Origin of the sequence: Flagellimonas algarum, from assembly GCF_040513375.1 — a bacterium.
Classification (GTDB): Bacteria; Bacteroidota; Bacteroidia; order Flavobacteriales; family Flavobacteriaceae; genus Flagellimonas_B; species Flagellimonas_B algarum.
The window spans coordinates 1,426,403-1,453,309 of sequence record NZ_JBEVTG010000001.1 but is presented as its reverse complement, the minus strand read 5'-3'; the positions used below and the strand labels follow the sequence as shown (position 1 = coordinate 1,453,309).

The window sequence follows — 26,907 nt, the reverse complement described above, 5'->3', positions numbered from 1 at the left end:
CATAAGTTAATTCCTACAAATTAACCTTCCAGGGCCTCTGAGAGTGTTTCCCATTGCAGCATTAATGCGTCCAACTCCCCTTTTTTTCCGTGATAGCCATCAAAGAAGCCTTCGGTAGCGACGGTCGCATCATAATTCATCAAGAGTTCATGATCCATTTCGGCGATTTCCTTTTCCAAGGCGGCTATTTTCTTCTCGACCCCGCTGAGTTTGTTTTTCAGCGACTTGATTTTCTTCTGCTGTTCGTAGTCGTTCTCCTTTTTCGGAGCTTGCTCTTTTTTGGATCCCGCTGCTTCCCTTTTAGCCTCCAGCATTCGAAAATCGGCCAGTTGGCGCTGCTCCAAATAAAAATCGATATCGCCCAGGTATTCCTTGATTTTCTTATCCCTGAACTCGTATACCTTATTGGACAACCCTTGGAGGAAATCACGATCGTGGGAGACCAGGATCAAGGTGCCTTCGAAATTGCGAAGGGCCGATTTCAAAACATGCTTTGATTTGATGTCGAGGTGGTTGGTCGGTTCATCCATGACCAAGACATTAAAGGGCTGTAATAGCAATTTGGCCAAGGCCAAGCGGTTACGTTCGCCACCCGACAGTACTTTGACCTGTTTGTCGACATCATCACCGCGGAATAGGAAAGAACCCAAGATATCGCGCACCTTGCTGCGGTTGCTTTCATTGGCGGCATCGATCATGGTGTCGAGTACGGTTTTGTCGCCCTCCAAATAATCGGATTGGTTCTGGGCGAAATAACCCAATTGCACATTATGGCCTAACTTCAATCCACCGGTGTACTCAAGTTCGCCCACCAAGACCTTGGCCAAAGTCGTTTTGCCTTGCCCGTTCTGACCTACAAAGGCGGTCTTACTCCCCCGTTCGATAAGCAGATCGATCTGTTGCAACACCTCTTTTTCCCCATAGTGCTTTGACAGGCCCTCCACTTCGGCCACTACCTTACCCGGGGTGACCGAAACCGGGAAACGCAGGTTCATCACACTGCTATCGTCCTCATCGACTTCAATGCGGTCGATCCGGTCCAACTTTTTGATCAAGGACTGCGCCATGGACGCCTTACTTGCCTTCGCCCTGAACTTTTCGATCAGCCGTTCGGTCTGCTGTATCTGTTTCTCTTGGTTTTTCTGGGCACTTCGCTGCTGTTCCTTGATCTCTGCCCTCAATTCCAAGAACTGTGAATAGGGTTTGTTATAATCGTAAATCCTGCCCAGCGAAATCTCGATGGTTCGGTTGGTGACATTATCCAAGAACATTTTGTCGTGGGAGACCAGCACCACGGCACCTGCGTAGCTCTTCAAAAATTGCTCCAACCAAATGATCGATTCGATATCAAGGTGGTTGGTCGGTTCATCCAAAAGCAAAACGTCGTTCTGCTGTAACAGCAATTTGGCCAGTTCGATCCGCATGCGCCATCCACCGGAGAAGGTATCGGTAAGCTTGTTGAAATCCTCACGCTTGAATCCCAATCCCAGCAACACCTTTTCAGTGTCCCCTTGGTAATTGTATCCCCCGATAATCTCATAGCGATGGGTCACCTCATTGAGGTCTACCATCAGCTGATGATAGCCTTCACTTTCATAGTCGGTACGTTCGGCCAAATCGGTGTTGATTTTTTCCAATTGCGCCTCAAGGGCCTTGATAGCCCCAAAAGCCTGGTAGGCCTCATCCAAAACGGTACGGCCAAAGACGAAATCGATATCCTGTTTCAAAAAGCCGATGGCCACTTGCTTGTCGGAGGCGATGGTGCCCGTATCCGCTTCCATTTCCTTGCTCAACAGTTTCAACAAGGTCGATTTACCCGCCCCGTTCTTACCGATCAATCCGACACGGTCACCCCCGTTCAGCCGAAACGAAATGGACTCGAAGAGGTATTCACCACCAAAAGAAACCGAAAGATCGTGTACGTTGAGCATTTATGTAATCTTAGTTACCGAATGGGCTGTTTTGATTTCGTAATTTTGTCAAAAATCGCTGCAAATGTTAAAAAAAGGCTCGAAACTCTACAGCATTTTAACAGGAAGTTGCCCAAAATGCCACAGTGAAAGCATGTATGTGCACAAGAACCCCTACAAAGTCGGTGCCTTGTTCAAAATGCACGACCGCTGTTCGCATTGCCAAACCAAATACAAAATCGAACCTTCCTTCTTTTATGGGGCCATGTACGTCAGTTATGGTGTGGGTGTCGCCTTTGCGATCGCTACCTTCGTGATTACCTTCTTATTGATAGGAACATCCTTAAAAACGGCCTTTATCGCCATTATCGCGACCTTGGTGTTGCTATTGCCGATCATCATCCGCTTGTCCCGGAATATCTGGATCAACTTCTTTATCAAATACGATCCCGCTCAATTGGCCGATCCGGCGGCATAATACTTTTTGGTAAATCGTGACAGGTCCATGTCCTCATCTAGAGCGGTCCCGTTTTCGATCAGCTGATACAACCCCAGAGAGGCATAGGGGGCGATCAACACGCCTCGAGAACCGAATCCATTAAGGAGGTAGAGCTGTGGGTATTCGGGATGCCTGCCGACCAAGGGCCTGCGGTCAGCCACCGTTGGACGAATGCCCGCTACATGCTCGACCAACTCAACGTCGACTTTCAACAAGGTCTTTAATTTATCAAGCAATTCGGTCTTTGCCGCCTCGGTCGGTATGTTGGTCTTGTCTTTCCATTTGTAGGTCGCCCCGATCCTGTAATGTTCGCCCCCAAGGGGAATCATGAACACTCCTGATTTCAGGACCTGTTCCAATCCCAGACCGGGGATTTTGACCGTCAACAACTCCCCTTTGGTGCCGTTCATCGGCAAGTATCCGAAAAAGGGATTGTTGCGCATTCCGAAACCTTCTGCGAACACCAGCTGTTTATAGGTTTGCCCTTTATACGACACATGGTCTTTACCTAGGGTGAGGATGGTATGATCGAAAGCTTCCTCTTTAAGCACTTTTTGCTTGGTGAGGTATTTTCGATAAGCATCCAACAATACCTTGGTATCGACGCGACCGGTCTGCATCACCTCGCCAAAACCATAAGGTGCTTCGATATGGGGATGGGTGTTGGATTGTAGTCGGGGGGATAAAAAAGCATCGAATCCGGGTTTATCCATAGCCGCAAACCAATTGTTCTGTTCTTCAATGGAAGCGAACTTTCGAAAAACGGCTACTTTATGGTCAAGTGCCACGGAAAGTTTCTTCTCAAGATCCGCATAAAAAGGAAGAGCCATGGCCAGCTGCTCAGCGGCTTTCCAGGCCATGGTCAAGCGTTTCAGGATGATGGGGTTGTAGAGCCCACCTGCTACCTTTGAAGCCTGTTGGGAGTTATCTGAGACTACCCGATACGAATGGCCGTGCTGTTGCAAGCGCTCACAAAAGCTGATTCCGGCCAAACCACTCCCTACCACCAAATAGTCGATCATGTTGCGAAGATATCCAAAGTATGGCTGAGGTTGCTCCTATTACCACAAACAAAAAACGCCCCGGAAAATCCGGGGCGTTGTTTTATGGAATTGGAAAAGTTCGTGGGTTTAGTAGGCCCACATGTCTTGTTCGCGGTCGCGGATGGTTTCCTTGATGCGGTTTGCCTCCAGCAACTGGAACAAGGCGTTGTCAAAAACGTAGTCGGTGATCTTACGATCGCCATGGACGTTGTCTTCCTTATAGATGACGCCGTTGAACCTTCTCGCGTTCAGCAACATATCGAATGATATGGGCTGTGCCGAGTTGCGGTTGTTAAAGACCTTGGCTTCATGCAAAATCTGTCTGGCACTAGGGTACCAAACCCAAAACAGTTCTACTTTGTTTTCACCTGGGTCTACAGATTCGTCATCGATAAAGTTAACGTCGGGTGCTACCGGGGCGATGCCCAGCATGCGGTACTTCAACTCGCCTTGTCGCTTGTCGAAATACCAGATACCCTTGATTCGGTACTCCTCAATATCGGCAGCGGTAAGATCTCTTTTGTTGATGAACTCCTCAGAGATCTGCTCTCCGGCATTGAATTGTTCGTACCCTAAATCGGTGGTATCCACCTTACTCAATGTAGCGGTCAAGTCATCGAACTTCCTCTTTTCGGTGAAGTACGAATCAGTGTACACGTCGGTCAGTTTCCCGTTTCGGATGTTCTTCATCAAAACGTGGTACAATGACCGTCTATCGGCGCCGATACCTATGGTGTCGGTCGGATAGTACAACGGGAAGTTGACGCGCTCATCCAAGTCAACGGTTTCCCATACGGTCTTCGACCAAAGGATATCCCTATCGTCGACATACCCGTACTCTAAGGGAGCATCGTTGTCTTGTTCCATTTGGGCTTCGGTTTTCTTACCGACGTCTTCCGGCTTTTTGGCATTCAAGATGTTTGCCTGGGCCGCAAGTGACATAGGCAATACACCTAAAGCCGCAACTACCAATACATTTTTCCAATTCATGATCATAATCTACTTTTCTATTCTAGTTTGTAAGCTCAACAACGACTGGAGAAACTTTCTTCAACTTGTAGCTTCTGTTGTTGCTGATGAATGCTTGGATATCGAAAATCTGGACGGCTGAACCTCTCTTGGCACGCTTCAAGGCGCTTTTCGCACGCGCATCCAATTTGTTCCCTTTGACCGCGATGGTAGGCTGACCCGGTACTTTGAATTTGAAACCGCTGATCGCAAGGTTCAAGTCAAAGTCAAAGTCTTCCAATACGGCGGTAATGGTCGAAACTTCAAGGTTCCTTCTTGGCATCTTGATGCTCCCGGCCTCACCGCGAACGGCACCTGCAGGACGTGGAATATCTTTGATACGGAAGGTAGCCGGAGTGCTGATACGCTGACCGTCAGGCAATACCCCTGAGGCGCTGATCGTTACTTCACGACCTTTACCTGGGTTCATGACATACTTGCTACCACTTCTTTTAGTAAGACCTGGAGCAGAGGCGGTGACCTTATTGTCAGGAATACCTGGAATTGAAATCGTCATTGGGTTTGCAACCCCACGATATACAACGTTCATTTTATCAGCGGCGATTACCGCGGCATTCGGTTTTGAAATCGTTGCGAAAGTAGAGGAAACAGGAACCTCGGTACGCTCACCATCTTGAAGGAAAACCAAATTCCCTTCGATTTTGTGATCACCAGGAGCACCTGCGCTCACCAACAATTTCACTTTACCGTCTTCGATAACGAAGTCAGACCCTTCGGATAGCTTTCTACCATCCAAAGTAATGTTCACTTCATTAGGTCGCGTAGTGGCGTCTTTACGACCCAATACGATGTTACCGGAGAACTTCTCACCAGCGTAGAAGGCTGATTTCTCCTGCTCCAACAAAGTGGTATAGTTGGTCATCTTCAAATCGTCGCTCAACTTTCCTTGCAACATCGCTGAAAGGGCTTCTTCTTCAGTAGCCTTGATATCAGCTTGCAATTGGGTGATCTTGGTCAACGAAGCGACCAATGGGAATCCTTTGAAATGGTAATCCAACCAATCGATTTTCTTCCCATCACGGTTTGTGGCTTTTCCGTTTTCACCAGTAGAGAAACGGCTATCCAAAGTCGAGGCGACTTCTTTGAAATCCTCTCCCAAAATGCGGGATACTTCGGTTCTATACCCGTCGATACGACCGACGAAATCTTTTCCTTCCTTGGTATAGTTATCACCTTGGAAGAATTCTTGATCTAAGAAATCCGACTTGTCCATTACTTCATAATCCTGGTCGTCTTCCAACTTCTCGGTCATGCGGTTTTTCAAGTCGCCCAAGTAGTTGTAGTATTCAGAGGATAGTTTCTGGATCTGGCTCGCTTTTTCGTAAAGCGGGCCGAATTTCTCGGTATTTTCAGATGCTTTGACCTCCAAACTTGCCAAAAAGGCGTTGTTGTTATCGGTGGTCTTCGCATTGGAGGCTTCCAGCTTTTCGTTCATCAGACCGAAAGCGGAAAGCACCTCTTTGCTCATATTCAAGGCCAACATCGCGATGAAGATCAAGTACATAAGGTTGATCATCTTCTGACGTGGGGTTTGTTTTCCTGATGCCATGTTTTTTACTAATTAGAATTAATTAAATGATTCGGGTTTGGTTTTCAATCAGTGTTCTAATTAGTACTAGTTTTTGCTCATGGCAGAAAGCATACCGCCATAAACTCCGTTCAATGAAGATAGGTTAGTGGCCAAAGACTCCATTTGCTCTTTCAAAGCACCGGCATTCTGAACGACTTCCTCGTTGATCGAAGCTTGTCGGCTCGCGCTTTCCAATTGTACTTTGTACAAGCTGTTCAAAGATTCCATTTGGGCAGCGGCGTGAGACAACTCCTCAGAATACTTCTTGGTGTGTTGGATCGCGTCGGTAGTCGGAGAGATGTTTTTAGCAGCTCCTTCAAAGCTTCGGATGCTATCACCCAAGCTGTTGAACAATTCAGAATCGATATTCGCTTCTTTCAAAAGGTTGTCCAATTTTTTGGAAAGGATCCCTTCGGATTCTTGGGCCATCTTGGCATCTTGCTTGGTACCTTTATCTTGACCACCGGCCAATTCAGGGTATACCAATGACCAATCGTATTCGTCATCTACAGGTTCGAAGGCTGAGATCGCGAAGATCAATGCTTCGGTAATCAAACCTACTGCAAGTAGTAATCCACCGGTCAGTGGTCCGAATTCCCAGTGAAGGATCTTGAACAATGCACCGATAATAACGACCGATGCTCCAAGGCCGTAGGCCATGTTAAACAGTTTCTTTGTTGATTTTGACTGTGCCATAATTTCAATTTTAAATTAAGTATAATAAGAATTTGGTTAAAAGGCTTGTATAGTGTTCCTTAAAATCGTTTTCTATTATCTACTACTTCTTCTTCGTTGTTGTTCTGAGTCTTCTTCACCCATATAATCTTGGACCGTACGGAAACCGATGTAGCTTCTTGCGGAATCTTGGTACTCGTAATCACGGGTACTCACCTGCAAGAAATAAGCGACATCCTTCCAAGAGCCCCCTCGGATGACTTTGCGTTTGTTCTGGCCAGAACCGGCATTCGGGTTCATGGTCGATACATATTCATAGGCCCCTGGATCGTAACTTGAATTCGTCCATTCAGAAACGTTTCCGGCCATATTGTATAAGTTGAAATCGTTGGGTTCGTATGATTTGGCCTCAACGGTATACAAGGCTGCATCAGCGGCGTAATCACCACGTTGCGGTTTAAAGTTCGCCATAAAACAACCCGTATCACTGATCACGTAAGGACCACCCCATGGGTAGGTACCTCCTTCGATACCCCCTCGTGCGGCATACTCCCATTCGGCCTCGGTAGGCAAACGGAACTGGTTGACGAATTGTCTACCCCGCTCTTTTTGATCGTCGTTCTTGAATTTGGTCCTCCAATGGCAGAAGGCCTTGGCTTGTTCCCAATTCACACCGACCACTGGATATTCGCTGTACGCATCATGCCAGAAATAGTCATTGTGCATGGGCTCGTTGTACGAGTATTCGAAATCGCGGATCCATACCGTAGTATCAGGGTACACCTCGTATTCTTCTTGCTTGATGAAGTCTTTTCGGCTTCCGGTACGTGATCGGGCGGCCGCTTCGATATCCATCCAATTGTATTTGTATTTCAATTGCTTGACATCGATGGTACGTTGTCCGTTATAGGTCTCTTCTTCAGATAGGTACAACGAATCCATGATCTCGGTGTAGAATTCATCCGGGTAATCGGAAGTATCCCATACCAAATCGATATCGGTATTCAAGGCCCTACCTTCATATCCGGTTTCACCGAGCCCGGCATAATTGTCGAGCATGTATTTATCGTAAACCGACATTTTGGTGGTGTCGGCATCTTTGAATGCGAATTCACCGATACCTTCATCTTCAGGTCCGACGCCCAACTCATCGGCCAAGATGGCCAACTTGGTGCGTACGACTGAATCTTTGACCCATTCGACGAACTGACGGTATTCACTGTTGGTGATTTCGGTGTCATCCATATAGAAAGAACGGACGGTAACCGTTCGCGTGGGTGCATTCAGGACTTTGGCTTGATCTTCCTCTGCCTTACCCATCACGAAAGAACCCCTTGGGATCAATTCCATCCCGTACGGTTTCTCAGGGTACCACTTCTTTCCTTTCACCCCTACCAATTCACCTTTCGACTTTGATTTTGAACCACAACTTGTGAGCAAAAAAACAAGTGCAATAGATGACAATAATAGCTTTCTCATACTTTAGGTTAAATTTTCGATTTAAGATTACAATCTGGTCGAACACTATTTTTCTACTCTCTAAACTGAATTTTGAGGGAATTATTGTGTCGGAGCGACTATAACGTCAAAAATTATTTTTGTTTAGTTGAAGCCTTTTTTATAGGCCTTGAACCACCTTTCGGGAATAATTTGGTTGCACGCATCCAAATAGTCCTGTTGGGTGCATGGTAATAACGCGATCGAATTGTTTTTAGTATGCTCGGGTAAAATCGATGGTACCTCGACCCACCACCTTTCGGTCACATGGCTTTTATAGAAGATCAACTCATCGGAATCGGTGGGTACGGTGAACTTCGTGAAATCCTCATCATCGGAACTTGGCACTTCGGTAATGCGGTAACTCAGGCCTTCAATGAAATACCATAAAATCTGTGCGGTAAGCTGAAAAGAAAGGGAAGTGTTTTCCATTTCATAAATACCGAACACGGTGACCTTATCGCTCATGCCCGCGTAGCGTGCAATGGCACAGATTTCACGGCCGCTGAAACCGTTGGGCGAAAAGTTTTGGGTAACACCCATCTCGCCGGCTCGTACTGAACGCATATCCATACTGACGAGGTTGGCGTTTCGCAGCACCGGCTCGGCCAAAGAAATATCGGCAATGATCTCACCCAGGCGATAGGCATCGAAAAACAAACGCTCCATCAAATCGATCTCTTCCTGGGCATTGAAATAACTTTGATACCCCAGGTTCGAGAAGTTGTAGAGGTTGTTGGGTTTGTCGGTAATGATCCGACTCATATAGGAATGTGATGAAATCAATTCGTCATCTTCCCCGAAATCGAATCGACTATCGACCGAAACGATATTGATCATGTCCTTGATATTGTCAAAGGCACGATAGGTAGGGAAGGTGATGTCTTGGGTCGCCCCTATTATAATAGGTATGATTTTTTCTTCCAAAAGTCCGGCAACGATCTCCTTGACCACGAAGTAGGTGTCTTCAACCGTTTCGCCAGCTTCCACATCACCGATATCGATCAAGGTGGTATTCCAGTTGCCCATCATCAACCGGTAGAGCTGGAGGCGTAGCCCGTCCATATCGAGTGTGGCGGGTTTCTTTTCAAAAGCGTTCCTAGATTCCAATACCCCAAAAATCGCGACCGAGGCATTCGCGAAAACGGGCAGTCCTTTTTTCGCCGTGTGTTTGAAGATGTTCTTCCCTAAGGATTGTGGGGGTAAAAATTCGGTAAACGCCAGCACCTTATCACTAACGGGAACCAAAAAATCGAATGCCATAGTTTTATTTCGCCTTTTTTCTTGCTTTGGTTTTCTTAGGGGACTTCTTCTCGATCAAACTTTGGGCCTCTTCCAAGGTTACCTTGGTCGCATCGACATCCTTGGTCAACTCGACCTTGATCCTTCCTTTGATGATGTTGTGCCTACCCCATCTGGCCTTTTCGATACGGATACCTTCTTCAGGCCATTCCTGTATCAATTTTTCAATCTCTTTTTGCTTTTTGGCCTCTATCAATTCGACAATGTCATTTTGTGATAGGTTGTCAAAGTCGTATTTCTTGTTCACGTTGATGAACATGCCGTTCCATTTGATGAAGGGTCCAAAGCGCCCGACGCCTTTGGTCACGTCATGGCTTTCGTATTTCGCAATCGGGGCATCGGCCTTTTGCTTGGCCTTGATCAATTCAATGGCCCGGTCCATATCGACTTCGAAGGCGCTTTCGCCTTTGTCCAACGAAATGAACTTTTTACCAAATCGTACATACGGTCCATATCGGCCGACGTTCGATTCGACTTCCTCTCCTTCATAGGTACCCAATTTTTTGGGAAGTTCGAACAGGGTCATCGCCTCTTCGAAGGTGATCGTGTTGATCGACTGTTCGGGCAGCAAACTGGCGAACAAAGGTTTTTCCTCTTCTTCAACGGTACCGATCTGTACCATGGGTCCGAAGCGTCCTAAACGTGCCGCCACCTGACGCCCTGTTTTGGGATCGGTGCCCAACACCCGTTCACCGCTGGCACGTTCCGCGTTTTCTTCAACATCTTGAACGGTCGGATGGAAATCCTTGTAGAAGGACCGCATCACCTTTTGCCAATCTTCTTGGCCGGCGGCGATTTCATCGAAATCCTCTTCGACCTTGGCCGTGAAATTATAGTCCAAAATATTGGTGAAATGGCTGACCAGGAAATCGTTGACGATCATTCCGATATCGGTGGGCACCATCTTTCCTTTGTCAGACCCGACGGTCTCTACCAATTGCTTGTCGGTCAGTTGGCCGGCTTCAAGCAGCAATTGGCTGTATTTTCGTTCTACCCCTTCTACGGTTCCTTTTTCGACATAGCCCCGGTTCTGTATGGTCGAAATGGTCGGGGCATAGGTCGAAGGTCGTCCGATGCCCAATTCTTCGAGTTTCTTGACCAAGGAGGCTTCCGTAAATCGATAGGGAGGTCTTGAGAACCGCTCCGTTGCCGTAAGATGATCATTGGTCAACGCGTCACCGATCGCCATTGCCGGCAACATGCCCTCTTGTTCATCTCCTTTATCCTCTTCATCGACCCCTTCGAGGTATACCTTCAGGAACCCATCGAATTTCACGACTTCACCATTGGCGGCGAATTCTTGGTCGTGGGTATTGCTTTTTATCTTCACATTGGTACGCTCTAACTGGGCGTCGCTCATCTGGGAGGCGAGCGTACGTTTCCAAATCAATTCGTAGAGCTTGGCTTGATCCCGTTCCAGCGAGGTGCCGATACCTACGGGTTGCATTTTCATATCGGTAGGGCGGATGGCCTCATGCGCTTCTTGGGCCCCTTTCGATTTTCCGGTATAACTGCGCACCTTACTGTAGGCCTCGCCATAATTCTCGACAATGGCATCTTTGGCCGCGTTCAACGCCTCGTTTGAAAGGTTGACGCTATCGGTACGCATATAGGTAATCAATCCTGCTTCGTACAATCGCTGGGCGACTTGCATGGTACGCGCTACGGAGAAATACAATTTCCGTGACGCTTCTTGTTGTAAGGTCGAAGTCGTAAAGGGGGCGGCCGGTGATTTTTTAGCCGGTTTCTTATCGAGGTTCCCCACCTCGAATTCCGCACCGATGTTTTGCTTCAAAAAAGCTTCCGCCGCGGCCTTCGAATCAAAGGTTTTGCCTAATCGTGCCTCAAAAGCCTTTCCATTGGTCGTTTTGAAAATACCCCGAACCCGAAATGTGGCTTCAGGGGTAAAGGCTTCGATCGCCCGTTCGCGCTCGACGATCAATCGTACGGCTACGGATTGCACCCGACCGGCAGAAAGCCCGGGTTTGATTTTCTTCCATAACACCGGTGAGAGCTGATACCCCACCAAACGGTCTAAAACCCGTCGTGCCTGTTGGGCATTCACTAAATTGTAATTGATCTCACGCGGATTGTCAATGGCCTTTTGAATGGCCGATTTCGTAATCGAGTTGAAGACGATGCGTCTGGTCTTCGAACGATCCAGGCCCAACTTTTCAGCAAGGTGCCATGATATGGCCTCCCCTTCGCGGTCTTCATCACTGGCCAGCCATATGGTCTCGGCTTTTTTGGCCAGGTCCTTCAATTTTTTGACAAGGGCCTTTTTCTCTTTATCAACGATATATTTCGGTTCGAAGTTCTTCTCGACATCGACCCCCAACTCCTTGGAGGGTAGGTCGACGATATGGCCGAAACTGGATTCAACCTGAAAATCCTTTCCTAGAAATCGTTCAATGGTCTTTGCTTTGGCCGGGGACTCGACAATTACTAAATTCTTTGGCATTCAATAGGTTTTGCGAAAACAAAAGTATGGCAATTTTTTAATTCCGATCGCGAGGGCGTACATCCCACATAAAAAAAGCAGGTACGGAATACCTGCTTAAAAGTGTATAAAAAGGAAATAATCAATGTACCTCATCGGTACGTCAATACATTAAAACGGCCTTACCGTTCTCACAGCTTACCGCCCTGGGCGGGGGTGTGATACTGCAATCGGAAAACAGGCCTGAGTCGGCAATTCGGGCCGCGACCCCTTCGTTGTAGGTTTCCAATCGTTGCAAAAAATCCAAGGTGTCGATGGCTACCGAATAGGCAATGTAATCTGAAGGACCGCCACAGGCTTTGGCCCCGATACCGGCAACACGCCATTCGGCCGGATCGACACAAGTCACGCTTTCGGACAATGCCACCAGGGCTTCGAACTGTTCGTCAAGATCGAGTTCATCATCTTCGGCATCACAGGCCGTGAAACATACGGCCACGATCAGCATACTATATAGGTATCGTCTCATATCAATTCAAGTTTAGGGTACTGATCAACTCGATCGAATCGTCAAGGTACTCATACTGATACAACACCCCGTCACCGACCATCAACAATTGCTCTTGCATCGGAATGACATCGAAAGTCACGATATCTTGAAAATGGTTCAATTGCGGCAAATCGGGCACCCCTGATTTATCGTATACCTTCAAACCGGAACTTCCATCACAAACAAACAGTTTATCATCTTTGACCCCAAGTCCGTATGGTTCATCCATAGGATAGATGACTTTGAGCTCAGGGGTTTCGATGGTCGAAATATCGACAATGTACAACCCGCTTTCCGTGGCCCCACAGAAATTACCGCCACGCAAGGTTACATAGGCATAGTCACCATCGACGACCACCGGATCACAGGCGGTACCGTGTTGGAATTCGGAAACGTAAGTCGGAGTGGCCGGACTGCTGATATCGTAGATATACATACCGCGCATGCTCCCTAAGAAGAGGTGTTCGCCCTTGTTGAAGATGGTTTCGATATCAAAACCGGCATAGACATCATCGAGATCTTGGGGCTGCGACAGATCGGAAATATCGAATACGTTGATGGAATGGCTATCGACCGCATAGAGAAAATCGCCAACGATCTTAAAACGTGCCAATGAACCACCCTGACCTGTATCGCCTCCGGAGTCATTGGTCGCCGCATCTTCGAAAAAAGCGATATCCGGTTGCACCTCATCGATGCGCCGGCGTTCGGTCACGGTTTCCCATCCAACCAAAATCTCATCATTATCGAGTCCCTCCCATTCGAAAATATCAGCATTGGGCCAAACGATATTATCGCGTAAGACATTCTCCAATCGGTTGATGACCTCGATACTTTGGATGTCCGAAATATCAATGACCAACAAATCGGTAACACTATCGGCATACAGGAACCCATCCTTGACCGAAATATCGACATTGCCCGCGATATTGATAAAGGCTATTTTCGTTGGGGAGGCCGGATTCGAATTGTCAATGACATGAATACCTTTATAGGTATCGTTCACGAATATCAGGTTTTGATAGGCGTATATTTTCCCAGACTCCTCGATAGGAAGTGGGTCGACTATGGCCACGCTATCTTCGAATTCAGCGCGACTGATGACCAAAGGTCGGGCCACCAAGAAATCGGCAAATTCACCATCATCGGCGTTGTCGTCATTACAGGAAAAAAAAGTAGCAGTGATCAGGGTCAAGAATAATAGGGCATTCTTTTTCATTTGTTTAATTTTTTAGTGTGGAATTTAGAATTTAGATGGTTTTCGTTAAACAAAGTTGCGTGCCTCTTTCTTAAAAAAAAGCTGACAAATTGTCATAAACATGGATTAAGCACTATCTTTGCACCCTTATTAAGCGTAGATGAGGGAAGCAGGAAAACCTATGGAAAAAACAATGGACGAACGTGCCCAAGGCACTGCGACCTTGGTCGAGAGCAAGGCCACGAACGACCGGAAACTTTACATCGAAAGTTATGGTTGTCAGATGAATTTTTCTGACAGTGAGATCGTGGCTTCCATATTGGCCAAAGAGGGGTTCAACACCACCCAGGAGCTAGCCGAGGCCGATTTGGTTTTGGTGAACACCTGTTCGATCCGCGAAAAAGCGGAGCAGACCGTACGCAAACGTCTTGAGAAATTCAATGCCGTCAAAAAGGTCAATCCGAACATGAAGGTAGGGGTGCTCGGCTGTATGGCCGAACGCTTGAAAAGCAAGTTCCTCGAAGAAGAAAAAATCGTCGATATGGTGGTGGGGCCCGATGCCTATAAAGACCTACCGAATTTGATCCAAGAAATCGACGAAGGCCGAAACGCGGTCAACGTGATCTTATCGAAAGATGAGACTTATGGCGATGTGGCTCCGGTTCGCTTGAATTCGAATGGGGTGACCGCCTTCGTTTCGATCACCCGCGGCTGTGATAACATGTGCACCTTTTGCGTCGTGCCTTTTACCCGGGGCCGTGAACGTAGTCGAGATCCACAATCGATCGTCGATGAAGTCAACGATCTGTGGTCACGTGGCTTCAAAGAGATTACCTTATTGGGCCAAAATGTCGATAGCTACCTATGGTACGGGGGCGGTTTGAAAAAAGACTTCGAAAAGGCCACTGAAATGCAAAAAGCCACCTCGGTCAATTTTGCCAAATTGTTGGAGTTGGTCGCTTTGGCCCAGCCCAGAATGCGCATCCGGTTTTCAACCTCCAATCCACAAGACATGACCTTGGACGTTATCGAAACCATGGCCCGCTTCAAGAACATCTGTGATTACATCCACCTGCCGGTGCAGAGCGGTAGCGATCGTATCCTCAAAGCCATGAACCGATTGCATACCCGTCAAGAATATTTCGACCTTATCGACAACATCAAACGGATTAATCCAGACTGTGCGATCAGCCAGGATATGATCAGTGGCTTTCCGACCGAGACCGAGGAAGACCATCAAGATACCCTTTCATTGATGGAGTATGTCAAGTACGATTTCGGTTTTATGTTCGCTTATTCGGAACGACCGGGAACCTTGGCCGCCCGAAAATTGGAAGACGATGTGCCAGAGGAGGTCAAAAAACGACGTTTGAACGAGATCATCAACCTGCAGCAGCAGCACGCATTATACCGTACCCAGCAACATGTCGGCAAGGTAGAAGAAGTGTTGATCGAAGGAAATTCGAAGAAGTCCGACGCCCATTGGATGGGTCGAAACTCGCAGAATACCGTGGTGGTCTTCCCCAAGGAAAACTATCAAATCGGTGATTTCGTCAATGTAAAAATCAATGATTGTACCTCGGCCACCTTGTTGGGAACGGCCGTGGGCCTTAGTGAATAAGTACAGCTATTTTGGAAAACGTTCAAGCAATAAAACAACGGTTCGAACTCATCGGTAACGATGTGAAATTGAACCGCGCCCTCGAAAAGGCGATCCAAGTCGCCCCGACCGATATATCGGTTTTAGTGACCGGTGAAAGTGGGGTCGGTAAAGAGGCCATCCCCAAGATCATCCATTCCCTATCGCATCGCAAACACGCGAAGTACATCGCCGTGAACTGCGGAGCGATTCCTGAAGGCACGATCGACAGTGAACTCTTCGGACATGAAAAAGGGGCGTTTACAGGAGCGACCCAGACCCGGAGCGGATATTTCGAAGTGGCCGATGGCGGCACCATCTTCCTTGATGAAGTCGGTGAACTCCCTTTGACGACCCAAGTACGGTTGTTGCGGGTGTTGGAGAATGGCGAATTCTTGAAAGTAGGTTCTTCACAAGTACAAAAAACCGATGTCCGTATCGTCGCGGCCACCAACATCAACATGTTCGAGGCCATCAAAAAAGAGAAATTCCGTGAAGACCTGTACTACCGTCTCAGCACGGTCGAAATCAACATCCCCCCTTTGCGTGAACGGCAAGATGACATCCATTTGCTGTTCCGTAAGTTCGCGGCCGATTTCGGGCAGAAATACAAAATGCCCACGGTACGTCTTGATGAAGCCGCTGTAGCGCTCTTGCAAAAGTACCGATGGCCCGGTAACATCCGCCAGCTGCGTAATATCGCCGAGCAGATTTCGGTCTTGGAAGAAACCCGATCGATCAGCGCGAATACCTTACATGGGTATTTGCCCACCAGCCATGCCACCAACCTGCCGGCCGTGGTCGGTTCGGAGAAAAAGGAAAGTGATTTCAGCAACGAACGTGAAATCCTCTATAAGGTGTTGTTCGATATGAAGGGTGACCTCAACGATTTGAAGAAATTGACCTTAGAATTGCTCAAGGATAATGACTCGGCCAAGGTACAGCAAGAGAACGAGACCTTGATCCGCAAAATCTACGGCAACAAAGACGAGGTGGTCGACGAAACCAACACCCATGCAGCAGAGGTCTTGCACCTGCCCGAACCTGTGGTCGAACCCCAACGGCCAGAGCCCGTGGCGGAAGACCGCTATCATTTTGCCGAGGAAATCCAAGAAGAGGAAACCTTATCTTTACAGGAAAAGGAAATCGAATTGATCAAAAAGTCATTGGAACGCAACCGGGGCAAACGAAAAGCGGCCGCTGTCGAATTGGGCATTTCGGAACGCACCTTGTATCGAAAAATCAAACAATACGATCTTTAAGACGATAGGATGATGAAAAAACGAATGGCCTTACTTTTGGCCGGCGCACTCGTAGTATTCTTGAATGGATGCGGATTTTATAATTTTTCTGGGGCCAGTACCGGTACGGCAGAGTCGTTTCAGGTCAACTTTTTTCAAAACTACGCCGATCAGACCCCTGGTTCGACCATCGAACCCCAATTGGACCGCGACTTTACCATTGCCTTGCAAGATTTGATCACCAACCTGACCAGTCTGAACCTGACCAATAGCAATGGCGACCTCTTGTATGAAGGCGAAATCGTGGAGTATCGCGTGTCGCCCATGTCGGCCACGGCCAATCAAACGGCGGCCCAAAACCGCTTGACCATGAGTGTGAACGTCCGGTTTTTCAACAAGACCAAAGACGATGTCGATTTCGAACGCCGTTTTTCCTTCTTTTTCGACTTTCCGGGCACCCAGTTGTTGGAGTCCGTCAAAAGCGAGGCCCATGAGGTACTCTTCGAACGGATTACCCAAGATATTTTCAATGCATCGCTCGCGGATTGGTAATGAACGTTTCCGACTTCATAGCGATCTTACAACATTCGAACACGATCCTCTCGCCGAAGCAGACCCGTGAGCTCGAAGACATCCTGCATGAATACCCCTATTTTCAAGCTGCCCGGGCCTTACATTTGAAAGGACTGAAAAACTTGGAGAGCTATAAATACAACAACGCCTTAAAACTTACCGCGGCCCATACGACCGACCGTGAAGTCTTGTTCGATTTGATTACTTCAGACGAGTTCACCCAAAACAATATTGCCGATAGCCTGCTGGGCCGCTCTCCGAAGTTGGAGGAGAAACAAGCGGTATCGGAAGAAATCGAACCCAATCCGGAAGCCCAAGTGATCTTAGGGGAAACCGAGGCCGAGCCTTTGCCCCAAAACATCAAGGATGCCGAACAGATTTTGGATCCGGCACTTTTCGAAACGACGGAACCCGATGAGGAAGCGAAGATCGAAGAAGGGAACACCGACACTCAAACCCCCGATGGACTAAATCTGGGCAAGCCCCTACCCTTTACCAAGAGTGAACGCCATTCCTTTTCGGAATGGTTGCAATTGACCTCGTTCAAACCCATCGAACGAAAGGTGGAAACCAGTGAAGAACCCGCGAAGCAAGCGCTCGATAAGAAGAAAAAGTTCGAATTGTTGGACAAGTTCATCGAAAGCCGACCGAAGATCGTACCCTCGGAGGAAAAGACGACCAAAGTGGCTATCAAAGAATCGGTCAAATTCGATAAAACCGAACTAATGACCGAGACTTTGGCCAAAGTGTATCTCGAGCAAAAGAAGTACAAAAAGGCCATCCAATCGTATAAGATCTTGAGTTTGAAATATCCGGAAAAAAGTGGTTTCTTTGCAGACCGAATTCGGGAAGTGAAGCAATTGCAGAAAGATAACGATTGAGACAATGAGTACGTTTAGCATATTTTTGATTCTGATAATCGCCGTTTGCCTTCTTTTGGTATTGGTGATCATGGTACAAAACCCAAAAGGTGGTGGCTTGTCGTCATCATTCGGCGGTGGTGGTAACCAAGTTGTCGGTGGAGTGAAGAAAACCGGTGATTTTTTGGATAAGAGTACCTGGACCCTAGCAACCCTGTTGATCGTATTGATCTTGTTATCGAATGTGGCCTTGAAAGGAAATTATGGTGTGGTCGACTCGAAATTGTTGCAGGGTGATGACATTGAGGCCGAAGTGCCCGAAACCTTGCCCGAGGAGGTACCCGAAGAAGTACCTGCTACTGACGGAAACAACCCAGCGGACACGATCCGATAAGATTGGGAGACGATATGAAATGAAGAATGCCAGCTTTTGTGACAAGCTGGCATTTTTTGTTTACGGATTGTCAGTTTTTGCGCATTGGCACAATTTCTGTCAAAAAAATTGCAGATTCTAAAAAACTAATACATAAAAATCAATAAAATGGCTAAAGTTAACATCAAACCATTGGCAGATAGGGTCTTGATCGAGCCCATGGCGGCCGAAACCAAAACGGCTTCAGGCATCATCATTCCCGACACTGCGAAGGAGAAACCACAAAAAGGGAAAGTCGTTGCCGTAGGACCCGGTTCCAAAGACGAGGCGATGACCGTCAACGTGGGTGATTCCGTACTCTACGGAAAATACGCAGGTACCGAATTGAAATTCGAAGGTACCGATTACCTAATCATGCGTGAAAGTGACATTTTAGCAATCGTCTAACAGCATTGGAATTTCCTATTCCGAAAAACTATCTAATGTATATCAAGGTTCCTGCATAAAGGGACCCACAAAACCAAAAAGAAATGGCAAAAGACATCAAATTCGATATAGACGCCCGTGACGGCCTGAAGAAAGGGGTTGATGCCTTGGCGAACGCGGTCAAGGTTACCTTAGGCCCAAAAGGTCGTAACGTGATCATCAGCAAATCCTTCGGGGCCCCTCAAGTCACCAAAGACGGGGTTACCGTAGCCAAAGAAATTGAATTGGAAGACGCCCTGGAGAACATGGGGGCGCAAATGGTCAAGGAAGTCGCTTCCAAAACCAATGACCTCGCCGGTGACGGAACCACTACGGCTACCGTATTGGCCCAGGCCATCGTCAAGGAAGGCCTAAAGAACGTCGCTGCGGGTGCCAACCCTATGGACTTGAAGCGCGGAATCGACAAGGCCGTTGAGGCCATCGTCGAAAACTTGGCGAAGCAATCCAAAAAAGTGGGTGATTCTTCTGAGAAAATCAAGCAAGTTGCTGCGATCTCTGCCAACAACGACGAAGCTATCGGTGATTTGATCGCCCAAGCCTTCGAAAAAGTAGGCAAAGAAGGGGTCATCACCGTTGAGGAAGCCAAAGGAACCGACACCTATGTAGACGTCGTTGAAGGAATGCAGTTCGATCGTGGGTACTTGTCTCCTTACTTCGTTACCGATTCGGAAAAAATGATCGCTGATTTGGACAATCCGTACATCTTGTTGTTCGATAAGAAAATCTCGGCCATGAAGGATCTTTTACCCGTGTTGGAGCCTGTTGCCCAATCTGGGAAACCATTGTTGATCATCGCCGAAGATGTCGACGGGGAGGCCTTGGCTACCTTGGTCGTGAACAAACTGCGCGGATCATTGAAAATCGCCGCGGTCAAAGCGCCCGGTTTCGGAGATCGTAGAAAAGCAATGTTGGAAGACATCGCCATTTTGACCAACGGTACTGTTATTTCGGAAGAGCGCGGGTTCTCCTTGGAAACCGCCACCATCGATATGTTGGGTACCACCGAAAGGGTGACCATCGACAAAGACAATACGACCATCGTCAATGGGGCCGGGTCTGCCAAGAACATCAAAACCAGGGTCAACCAGATCAAATCACAGATCGAAACGACTACTTCGGATTACGATAAAGAGAAACTTCAAGAACGATTGGCCAAATTGGCCGGTGGGGTTGCCGTACTTTATGTCGGTGCTGCTTCGGAAGTCGAAATGAAGGAGAAGAAAGACCGCGTTGACGATGCGTTGCATGCCACTAGGGCTGCCGTTGAAGAAGGAATCGTTGCCGGTGGTGGCGTTGCCTTGGTCCGTGCGAAATCGGTGTTGACGAAAGTAGCCACTGAGAATGATGACGAGGCTACCGGTCTGCAAATTGTTGCACGTGCCATCGAATCGCCATTGCGTACCATCGTTGAGAATGCGGGTGGTGAAGGTTCGGTCGTCGTTGCCAAAGTATTGGACGGCAAAAACGATTTCGGTTACGATGCCAAGTCCGACAAGTATGTCGAAATGATGAAGGCCGGGATCATCGATCCAAAGAAAGTGACCCGTGTCGCCTTGGAAAACGCCGCTTCGGTTTCAGGAATGATCTTGACCACCGAATGTGCCTTGACCGATATTAAGGAAGATGCCCCTGCCATGCCGCCAATGGGTGGCGGAGGAATGCCAGGAATGATGTAAACCATCTCCCATATACATGAAAAAACGCCCTGAATTCAGGGCGTTTTTTATTTTAAAACAAACCGTTAGCTACCATCAGATCAGTGGCACCAACATGGCGATTGCCATAATCAGCATGATGGCGTTCTCGATAAAAGTAGCCTCGGTCATCGGCAATTTCAAGGCGGTTCCCAAACAAGCGCAACGGATCGCTTTTTTATCCAAGAGGGTTCTGGTCACCCCAACGGTCGTAATCCCGAGAATGACGATGGTCAACACCAAAGCAAGCTGCACTTGGATCCGCATCAGGAACAATAGCCCTAAGACCAACTCCAAAAACGGATATACCCATCCGTAAGCCGGCACTAGTTTTGCCAACGGGTCGTACATGCGAAAACTTTCGGGAAAGCCCTTTAGGTCAAGGAACTTGAAAAAGCTGAAGACGATATAGAACAAACCCATAAAATCCAACATCGCCGCGTTCCAATCCCATGCATTGAAATTCAATAAGAAGGAAGCCCCAAAAAGGTAGGTGAAAATCAGGAATAGGGGGCGCAATTGCCGCCATTTTGAAACCTCCTCCCCCATAGTATCCTGGATGATCGGGTCTTCTACGGGAGAAATTCGATACTTCTCGGGCAACGCCGAACGCAGGGCTCCGATATTGATGGGAACCGGGGAGGAAATGGCCGCAGTGCCCGCTTCCAAATCCACCTGTACTCCTTCGACACCCGAGACCTTTGAAAGTTTCTCGGTCACCGATTTGACACAACCCTGACAGGTCATGCCCGATATATTTAATCGCTGTTCCATTTAATGATGGCCTTCATGCTTTTCAGGCTCTCCATCACGATACCTGCAACAAGGATGCACCTTGTTATATGCCTCTTCGGTCGCTTTGAGCTCCTTGGTGTCATGGCCTACCGCAGCGATTGCCGACTTGATGGCCATGGCATTGGTTTTTCGCTCATCGACGATCAGCGTCAATTCATGACTGGGAATGTTCCAATCGGCAAACTTGACTCCAGCCACTTCCAAGGCGGCTTTTTCGATGCGCATTTTGCACATCTCACAATTGCCATCGACTTCGAAGGCCATTTTTTTGTTCTTCTGTTGGGCAAATGTCACCACGGTAGACAAGGCGAGCGCTAAAGTGAAAATTGTATGTTTCATAAGTACTAGTTTTAAGTTAAGATTTAAATCGGAATCCGGCATAGATCATCCGCCCCAAAATAGGCGCATAGACAATGCTCGTATCAAAATTCTCGCTAAAAGGGTTGCCCGCACTAAGCACCGGACCTTGTTGCCTTTCAGCGGTTAGGTTTTCTCCCCCCAGGTAGATTTCGAACTTTTTCGAAAATACTTTGGTAACCTGGGCGTTCATCAAAGAATACCCTGCCGAAAAATCACCCAATTGCAAGGGGATCGGATTGGCAGCGGTACTGGGCAGCCGTTGTGGCCCAACCACATGCAAGGTATAGTCGAAACGCCATTGGGAACCTTGATCCGTAACATCCGTTTCGTACCCTAAATTCGCAAAGAACCGGTTACGCGCGGTCAAGGGCCGCTGCAGCAGCCCGGTTTGATACTGGGTCTTGACATCATAGAATTTGTAGGCCGTACGCACCTCCAACTTGGGTAAGATCTCATGGTTCAACTCGATTAGCAAGCTATTGGCGTAACTGTCACCATCCAAATTCGTGAAAAGGATCTCCCTCGGATTTTCCCAATCGACCACCACTTGGTTTTGGAAATCGGTGCGGTAAAAATCAATCGATATGTTGCCCGGGCGATCGAAGAGGTTGAAGCCCTGCAAAAAACTGATTCCGAAATTGGTGGCCTTCTCAGCATCGAGCCCATACACATTGCCGCCATTGCCCACCAACTGGATCGAACGGGCAGAACCGAACAATTGTTGGTTCTCAGCAAAAAAATTGGGCACCCGACGCCCGATACCGAACGAACCGCGTAAGCTTCCCAATTCCCACAGGGTATACCGAATATGGAAACGCGGGGTAACGAACTCCCCGATACGGTTGTGTGAATCGACCCGAAGACCAGCCGTAAGGCTGACCTTTTCCAAGTCATCAAAACTGTACTCAAAAAAGGCCCCTGCTGAATTATCGACCCGTTGGTAGATTACATTGTTCGCCAGCTCATCATAGCTATCATATGCTAGGGAAAAGCCGGTTTTGAACTTATGCTTGGTATTGCCGATGATGGAATTGAATATGACATTGGAATACAGGCTCTCATGATCGATATCATAGCGATTGAACCCAAAGTACGACTCTTGTCGATGGTTGCTGTACGCCGCCTGGAACCCGACACTTTGAAAGGGAAGTTCAGGGAACACATACCCCAACTTCACGGAGGCATCATACCTTCGGGTATCGATTTCACTGCCCCAGGCATTGATCGTAAAGCGATCGGTATCCGGATTGAATATCGTCTGCCCTACCTGCTTTTCATCATTCAAGAACCGTAGATTCAAAAAACCGATCCACCCCTTCTCGGCATCTTGGAACTGCCAACGGTTTTGGATGTTGATCTGGTCGGCCAAGGGCACATCCAAAAAGCCATCGTCATTATTGTCGACTTCGACCGTGCGTTGGTTTCCGTGCAAGTATAGGCCTGTACTCCATTTGTCGGACAAGACCTTGTTGAAGTGCGCATTCAACTCCAAACGCCCGTTTAAGTTGGCGTAGCCGTTTACGAAAATCGGGTTATCGGTGAACGGTTTGACCAATTCGGTATTGATCTGCCCAGAGATGCTTTCGAAACCGTTGATCACGCTTCCGGCACCCTTGGTAATCTGGATGCTTTCTACCCAAGTCCCAGGCGTAAAAGTAAGCCCGTAAATCTGTGAGGCCCCACGTACCATGGGTATGTTCTCTTGGGTGATCAGCAAGTACGGACTGGTCAACCCGAGCATTTGGATTTGCTTGGTTCCGGTCAAGGCATCGTTGAAATTCACATCGATGGCCGGGTTGGTCTCAAAACTTTCCGATAGGTTGCAGCAGGCAGCTTTCAAGAGTTCGGCACTGTTGATCGTTACCACGTTTTGCGAACTCAAAAAGGTCTTTTGCAACGCATCGCGTTTTTTTTCGACCACCACTTCATCAAGCTGATTCGAAGGACGCAACCAATGGTGCACCATTCTCGGACTCTCGATAGTTATAGTATCGGTTTCGAAGCCAACGAAACTAATGACCAGTCGATCGTATTCCTTGCTGTAAGGGATCGAAAATAAGCCTTCATCATTGGTAATCGTTCCGATTGGGGAATTCAGCCAATACACATTGGCCCCGGCCAAGCCGATATGCTTGCCGGCATCGTTCGCTTCCATGACCATACCCTCGATTTTTTCTTGGGCACCGACCGTGAAAACACTTATTTGTAAGGCAATAAGCAAGCCTAAAATTTTTTTCATTGTACTATTTGATTTGAACATTGGGTACTCTAGAACATTGCCGTATCTACGGCGTCAATGGGCACCCGATCAAATCAAATAGACCTCGTGAAGGAGTTGTAGATCATAGACCAACAATGGAGGAGGATAGTCGGTCGTTGCAATCACCTGTTCTGAAGGCAAGTGCAGTTGCAATAGAAAAACCTGACCAAAAACGGTAACGAAGGTCTGCTGTTCCCCACTGAGGTCTTCCCATGTAATCTTTAGGTCATCTTGACCTTCTATAGTAAACGCCTCATCGTCACAACAATCCATGGCATCCGTCGATAGGCCCATGGCCTCCATTCCTTCCTCCATACCACAACTATCGGCATGGTGAAAAAATGCGATGTCCATGACCCGACCCATACACAGATGCTTTTCAACCGACCAAGAAACCGTCGATAATAGCACCAATAGGGCCAAAAATGGGGATACGATCCGTCGCAACCTTTCGTTCATAGCTACAAAGGTACAAAATCCTGATTTTGAGCCTTAAAAAAGGCGATTTCCTTAACCCAACTTTAAGAGTTCCTTTGAGCTGATTTCACAAAACACAACGAATTATTCCTTATTTTAAGGGGATGAAACAGCTGCTGCCGGTCCTGGTCATTCTAGCTTCATGGAATACGATCGCCCAACGCGATTCGACCTTGGCCCAGGGTGTCGCGGATGCCTATCATGAGTATTTCAAAACCGACCGAAAAAGTGTGCATGTGCATTTGAACAAAACCGTCTTTAATGGGGGCGAACGCATTTGGTTCAGCACCTATCTGTTCAACCAAACCCTTGATTTTCCGAGCAGAAACGAGGAGTACGTCTATATCGATCTATTGACCGAAGGCGGAAAACGAATCGATCAACGCATCATCTTGAGTCGAAACGGCCATGGCAAAGGCGATATCGTTCTTTCACCCTCCTTACCTTCGGGTTTGTATTTTTTACAAGCCTACACGGCCAGCATGCAGGGTTTCGAAGAAGACGACAGCTCGATCTACCCAATTCGGGTACAGCAAGATTTCAATCTAGACCCTTTGGACTATGCTTATCAAAAGCGGAGTCTGCAGCCGCAAATAGCCATCGTTGCGGAAGGTGGGCAATTGGTAGCCGGAACCATGGCCAATTGCATGGTTCGGATTACCGATGTTCACGGACAATCGCTTCATCCGAAAAGCCTGGAAGTTCGGAATGCCCGAGGGGAGCTGATCCTTAAACCAGCGGTAGCGAGTCGCTCCTTGATCCCTTTCAACTTCATTCCCAAAGAAGGGAACGCCTATGTTCTGATCGCGGATTTGGGGGATAGCATCCTGCGCCAACCCTTGCCCGAAGTTTCGGAAAACGGAGTGGCCATCTCATTGCACCGCAATCCAAAAACCGAAGAACTGATCGTGCAATTGACCGACCGCAGAACTCGAAATGAACGAGCTCCCCTCAGGCTTTACCTCCACAAGGACAATAAGCTCTTGGATTTCCCTTTTCCCGAAAACAGTGCATCCGGAAACTACCGGTTCAAACTTGCCTATGACGTCTTGTTTCAAGGAATGAATACCCTGACCGTGATAGACGCCGAAAAAAAGGTATGGACCGAACGCTTGTTCTTCCAACAGAAAGAAAAAAACACGGCAATGGAAACCGCATTGGAAGGTTTAAACCAAGATTCCATTCGTATCGCTCTCAGTATGCAAAAGGGCTCTTTAAGTTTATCGGTACTCCCTAGTGGCACCCAAGCCCAACGATTTCGAAAAAACGCATTTTTCGCCCTACAGCTCGAACCTTATTTCAAAGGGGCACAGTGGACCCATTTATGGACTGCGGTGGCCGGGGTTCCTGGTCTGGATAACCGTACCGACGATCTTACCTTGTTTGCCAAAGCGAAGTACGACTGGCGGAACATTTTTAACGAAAACCTCAGAATCCCGAATGAAAATTATGTGACAGGAGGCATCCTAGGGGTCGTTGAACCGGTTTCGAAGAAAGTCGTTCCGGAAAGCGTTTTATTGTATTCAAAATCGAACGAACTGTTTCGGAACAGTACTGTGAGCAATGGCCGTTTTACCTTCAAGGATATCAGTTTTAAGGAAGGCAGTACACTCAACTTTTCGCTCATCGGAAACGATGGGAAACCCCATCAGGCAAAATTCAATTATAGCATCCAGCCTGGAATCGACAAATTCAGACATCGTTTCACCACCGAAGACGTGGTGCAAATAGCCTCAACTGCCGCCGCTGCGGGGGTTACTTCCTCGGATGCGAACGACCCCAACCTACAACAACTGGAAGGGGTAACCGTCAGCGCCAAAAAATTGAAGTACCAAAAATACTTCAAGACCTTTTTCGGGGTCAAGGTCGATAGTTCGATAGGCATGAAAACCTTGCGCGAAATGTTGCTAAAGGAAGGGTTTGCCCCATTGGCCGTTCCTGTCGGGTTTCCCGATACGAGGAGGGCGGGATCGATAAGTTTGGGGAAGTCCTCAAACCGTTGTGGGTATGTTTTCCCGGCGGTGATGATCGATGGGATCTACTCGGCCTACACCGACCCTTATGAAAACCTGGCCATGGAATATATTGATGAAATCTATATTGATCGACCGACCAGTTGTTCGTTCCTTATGGTCGTTTTTACCAACGAAGCCTATAAAAACCGAACCGAGAACGTGCGCGGATCGACCAGCAAAGCATTGGTCATGGAAAAAGGGTTTTACGAACACGTTCCTTTCAAACGGCAGCATTATATCACTAATGGCCTGGCTTTTGAACATTTCGGAATTCTGGGCTGGTATTGGCTGGACAACCATTCGCAACCCATTACAGTACCGCGTGACAATCAAGATGGCATACGGATCATCATTGAAGGGTTCACGGAATCGGGAACCATCTCGTCACAAGACATCACCCTCGCAATAAATTGATCCGGGC

The 26,907-nt window shown here is 47.8% G+C and carries 23 protein-coding genes; 9 read left to right on the top strand and 14 right to left on the bottom strand.

The features are described from left to right. Positions 1-20: 20 nt before the first annotated feature. Positions 21-1,931, bottom strand: a complete 1,911-nt coding sequence (locus ABV409_RS06640; RefSeq protein ID WP_353876765.1) for an ABC-F family ATP-binding cassette domain-containing protein — start codon at positions 1,929-1,931, stop codon at positions 21-23. Between the two features lie 64 nt (positions 1,932-1,995). Between ABV409_RS06640 and ABV409_RS06635 the strand changes: the two genes are divergently transcribed. Beyond that, positions 1,996-2,388 (top strand): DUF983 domain-containing protein, encoded by a 393-nt coding sequence (locus ABV409_RS06635; protein WP_353876764.1) that lies wholly within the window; start codon positions 1,996-1,998, stop codon positions 2,386-2,388. Here ABV409_RS06635 and ABV409_RS06630 read toward each other — a convergent pair. From ABV409_RS06630 to ABV409_RS06590, 9 genes are all read right to left on the bottom strand, one after another. Continuing rightward, positions 2,364-3,431 (bottom strand): NAD(P)/FAD-dependent oxidoreductase, encoded by a 1,068-nt coding sequence (locus ABV409_RS06630; RefSeq protein ID WP_353876763.1) that lies wholly within the window; start codon positions 3,429-3,431, stop codon positions 2,364-2,366. The genes ABV409_RS06635 and ABV409_RS06630 overlap by 25 nt on opposite strands. Before the next feature lie 108 nt (positions 3,432-3,539). Then, positions 3,540-4,442, bottom strand: a complete 903-nt coding sequence (porN, locus tag ABV409_RS06625; RefSeq protein WP_353876762.1) for a type IX secretion system ring subunit PorN/GldN — start codon at positions 4,440-4,442, stop codon at positions 3,540-3,542. Positions 4,443-4,464: 22 nt separating this feature from the next. Beyond that, positions 4,465-6,030 carry a type IX secretion system motor protein PorM/GldM gene (gene porM, locus ABV409_RS06620; protein ID WP_353876761.1) on the bottom strand — a complete coding sequence of 522 codons (1,566 nt, stop codon included), beginning with the start codon at positions 6,028-6,030 and terminating at the stop codon, positions 4,465-4,467. Between the two features lie 66 nt (positions 6,031-6,096). Next, positions 6,097-6,747 carry a type IX secretion system motor protein PorL/GldL gene (porL, locus tag ABV409_RS06615; protein ID WP_353876760.1) on the bottom strand — a complete coding sequence of 217 codons (651 nt, stop codon included), beginning with the start codon at positions 6,745-6,747 and terminating at the stop codon, positions 6,097-6,099. Between the two features lie 75 nt (positions 6,748-6,822). Next, on the bottom strand, positions 6,823-8,205 hold the full coding sequence (porK, locus tag ABV409_RS06610) for a T9SS ring complex lipoprotein PorK/GldK (protein ID WP_353876759.1): 1,383 nt from the start codon (positions 8,203-8,205) through the stop codon (positions 6,823-6,825). A gap of 123 nt (positions 8,206-8,328) precedes the next feature. Then, complete coding sequence (locus ABV409_RS06605) at positions 8,329-9,486, bottom strand: formimidoylglutamase (RefSeq protein ID WP_353876758.1); 1,158 nt, start codon at positions 9,484-9,486, stop codon at positions 8,329-8,331. A gap of 4 nt (positions 9,487-9,490) precedes the next feature. Beyond that, the gene (topA, locus tag ABV409_RS06600) at positions 9,491-11,986 is read right to left on the bottom strand and encodes a type I DNA topoisomerase (RefSeq protein WP_353876757.1); all 2,496 of its coding nucleotides are present in this window, start codon (positions 11,984-11,986) and stop codon (positions 9,491-9,493) included. A 142-nt stretch (positions 11,987-12,128) separates the two neighbouring features. Continuing rightward, positions 12,129-12,494 carry a hypothetical protein gene (locus tag ABV409_RS06595; protein WP_353876756.1) on the bottom strand — a complete coding sequence of 122 codons (366 nt, stop codon included), beginning with the start codon at positions 12,492-12,494 and terminating at the stop codon, positions 12,129-12,131. Between the two features lies 1 nt (position 12,495). Further along, positions 12,496-13,734, bottom strand: a complete 1,239-nt coding sequence (locus tag ABV409_RS06590; RefSeq protein WP_353876755.1) for an LVIVD repeat-containing protein — start codon at positions 13,732-13,734, stop codon at positions 12,496-12,498. A 160-nt stretch (positions 13,735-13,894) separates the two neighbouring features. On the opposite strand from ABV409_RS06590, the gene miaB reads away from it, so the two are divergent. The 7 genes from miaB to groL all read left to right on the top strand — a co-directional run bounded on the left by miaB (position 13,895) and on the right by groL (position 20,561). Further along, on the top strand, positions 13,895-15,334 hold the full coding sequence (gene miaB, locus ABV409_RS06585) for a tRNA (N6-isopentenyl adenosine(37)-C2)-methylthiotransferase MiaB (RefSeq protein WP_353876754.1): 1,440 nt from the start codon (positions 13,895-13,897) through the stop codon (positions 15,332-15,334). Between the two features lie 11 nt (positions 15,335-15,345). Then, complete coding sequence (locus tag ABV409_RS06580) at positions 15,346-16,614, top strand: sigma-54 interaction domain-containing protein (protein ID WP_353876753.1); 1,269 nt, start codon at positions 15,346-15,348, stop codon at positions 16,612-16,614. Positions 16,615-16,626: 12 nt separating this feature from the next. Next, positions 16,627-17,145: an LptE family protein gene (locus tag ABV409_RS06575; RefSeq protein WP_425589996.1), complete on the top strand. Its 519-nt coding sequence runs from the start codon at positions 16,627-16,629 to the stop codon at positions 17,143-17,145. Next, a complete protein-coding gene (locus ABV409_RS06570; RefSeq protein WP_353876751.1) occupies positions 17,145-18,047 on the top strand; it encodes a DUF8458 domain-containing protein in 903 nt (300 codons plus the stop codon). The genes ABV409_RS06575 and ABV409_RS06570 overlap by 1 nt, the downstream gene beginning before the upstream one ends. A gap of 4 nt (positions 18,048-18,051) precedes the next feature. Next, the gene (secG, locus tag ABV409_RS06565) at positions 18,052-18,420 is read left to right on the top strand and encodes a preprotein translocase subunit SecG (protein WP_353876750.1); all 369 of its coding nucleotides are present in this window, start codon (positions 18,052-18,054) and stop codon (positions 18,418-18,420) included. 147 nt (positions 18,421-18,567) lie between these two features. Beyond that, positions 18,568-18,846 (top strand): co-chaperone GroES, encoded by a 279-nt coding sequence (locus tag ABV409_RS06560; protein WP_353876749.1) that lies wholly within the window; start codon positions 18,568-18,570, stop codon positions 18,844-18,846. Positions 18,847-18,929: 83 nt separating this feature from the next. Beyond that, entirely contained in the window at positions 18,930-20,561 is a 1,632-nt protein-coding gene (gene groL, locus ABV409_RS06555) for a chaperonin GroEL (RefSeq protein WP_353876748.1), read from the top strand. Positions 20,562-20,636: 75 nt separating this feature from the next. Here groL and ABV409_RS06550 read toward each other — a convergent pair whose 3' ends face one another. From ABV409_RS06550 to ABV409_RS06535, 4 genes are all read right to left on the bottom strand, one after another. Next, a complete protein-coding gene (locus tag ABV409_RS06550; protein WP_353876747.1) occupies positions 20,637-21,353 on the bottom strand; it encodes a heavy-metal-associated domain-containing protein in 717 nt (238 codons plus the stop codon). Next, positions 21,354-21,713, bottom strand: coding sequence for a heavy-metal-associated domain-containing protein (locus ABV409_RS06545; protein ID WP_353876746.1), 360 nt, complete (start codon positions 21,711-21,713; stop codon positions 21,354-21,356). A 16-nt stretch (positions 21,714-21,729) separates the two neighbouring features. Further along, the gene (locus ABV409_RS06540) at positions 21,730-23,973 is read right to left on the bottom strand and encodes a TonB-dependent receptor (RefSeq protein ID WP_353876745.1); all 2,244 of its coding nucleotides are present in this window, start codon (positions 23,971-23,973) and stop codon (positions 21,730-21,732) included. A 69-nt stretch (positions 23,974-24,042) separates the two neighbouring features. Beyond that, the gene (locus ABV409_RS06535; RefSeq protein ID WP_353876744.1) at positions 24,043-24,453 is read right to left on the bottom strand and encodes an HYC_CC_PP family protein; all 411 of its coding nucleotides are present in this window, start codon (positions 24,451-24,453) and stop codon (positions 24,043-24,045) included. Between the two features lie 122 nt (positions 24,454-24,575). Between ABV409_RS06535 and ABV409_RS06530 the strand changes: the two genes are divergently transcribed. Further along, positions 24,576-26,900, top strand: a complete 2,325-nt coding sequence (locus tag ABV409_RS06530) for a hypothetical protein (protein WP_353876743.1) — start codon at positions 24,576-24,578, stop codon at positions 26,898-26,900. Positions 26,901-26,907: the final 7 nt, after the last annotated feature.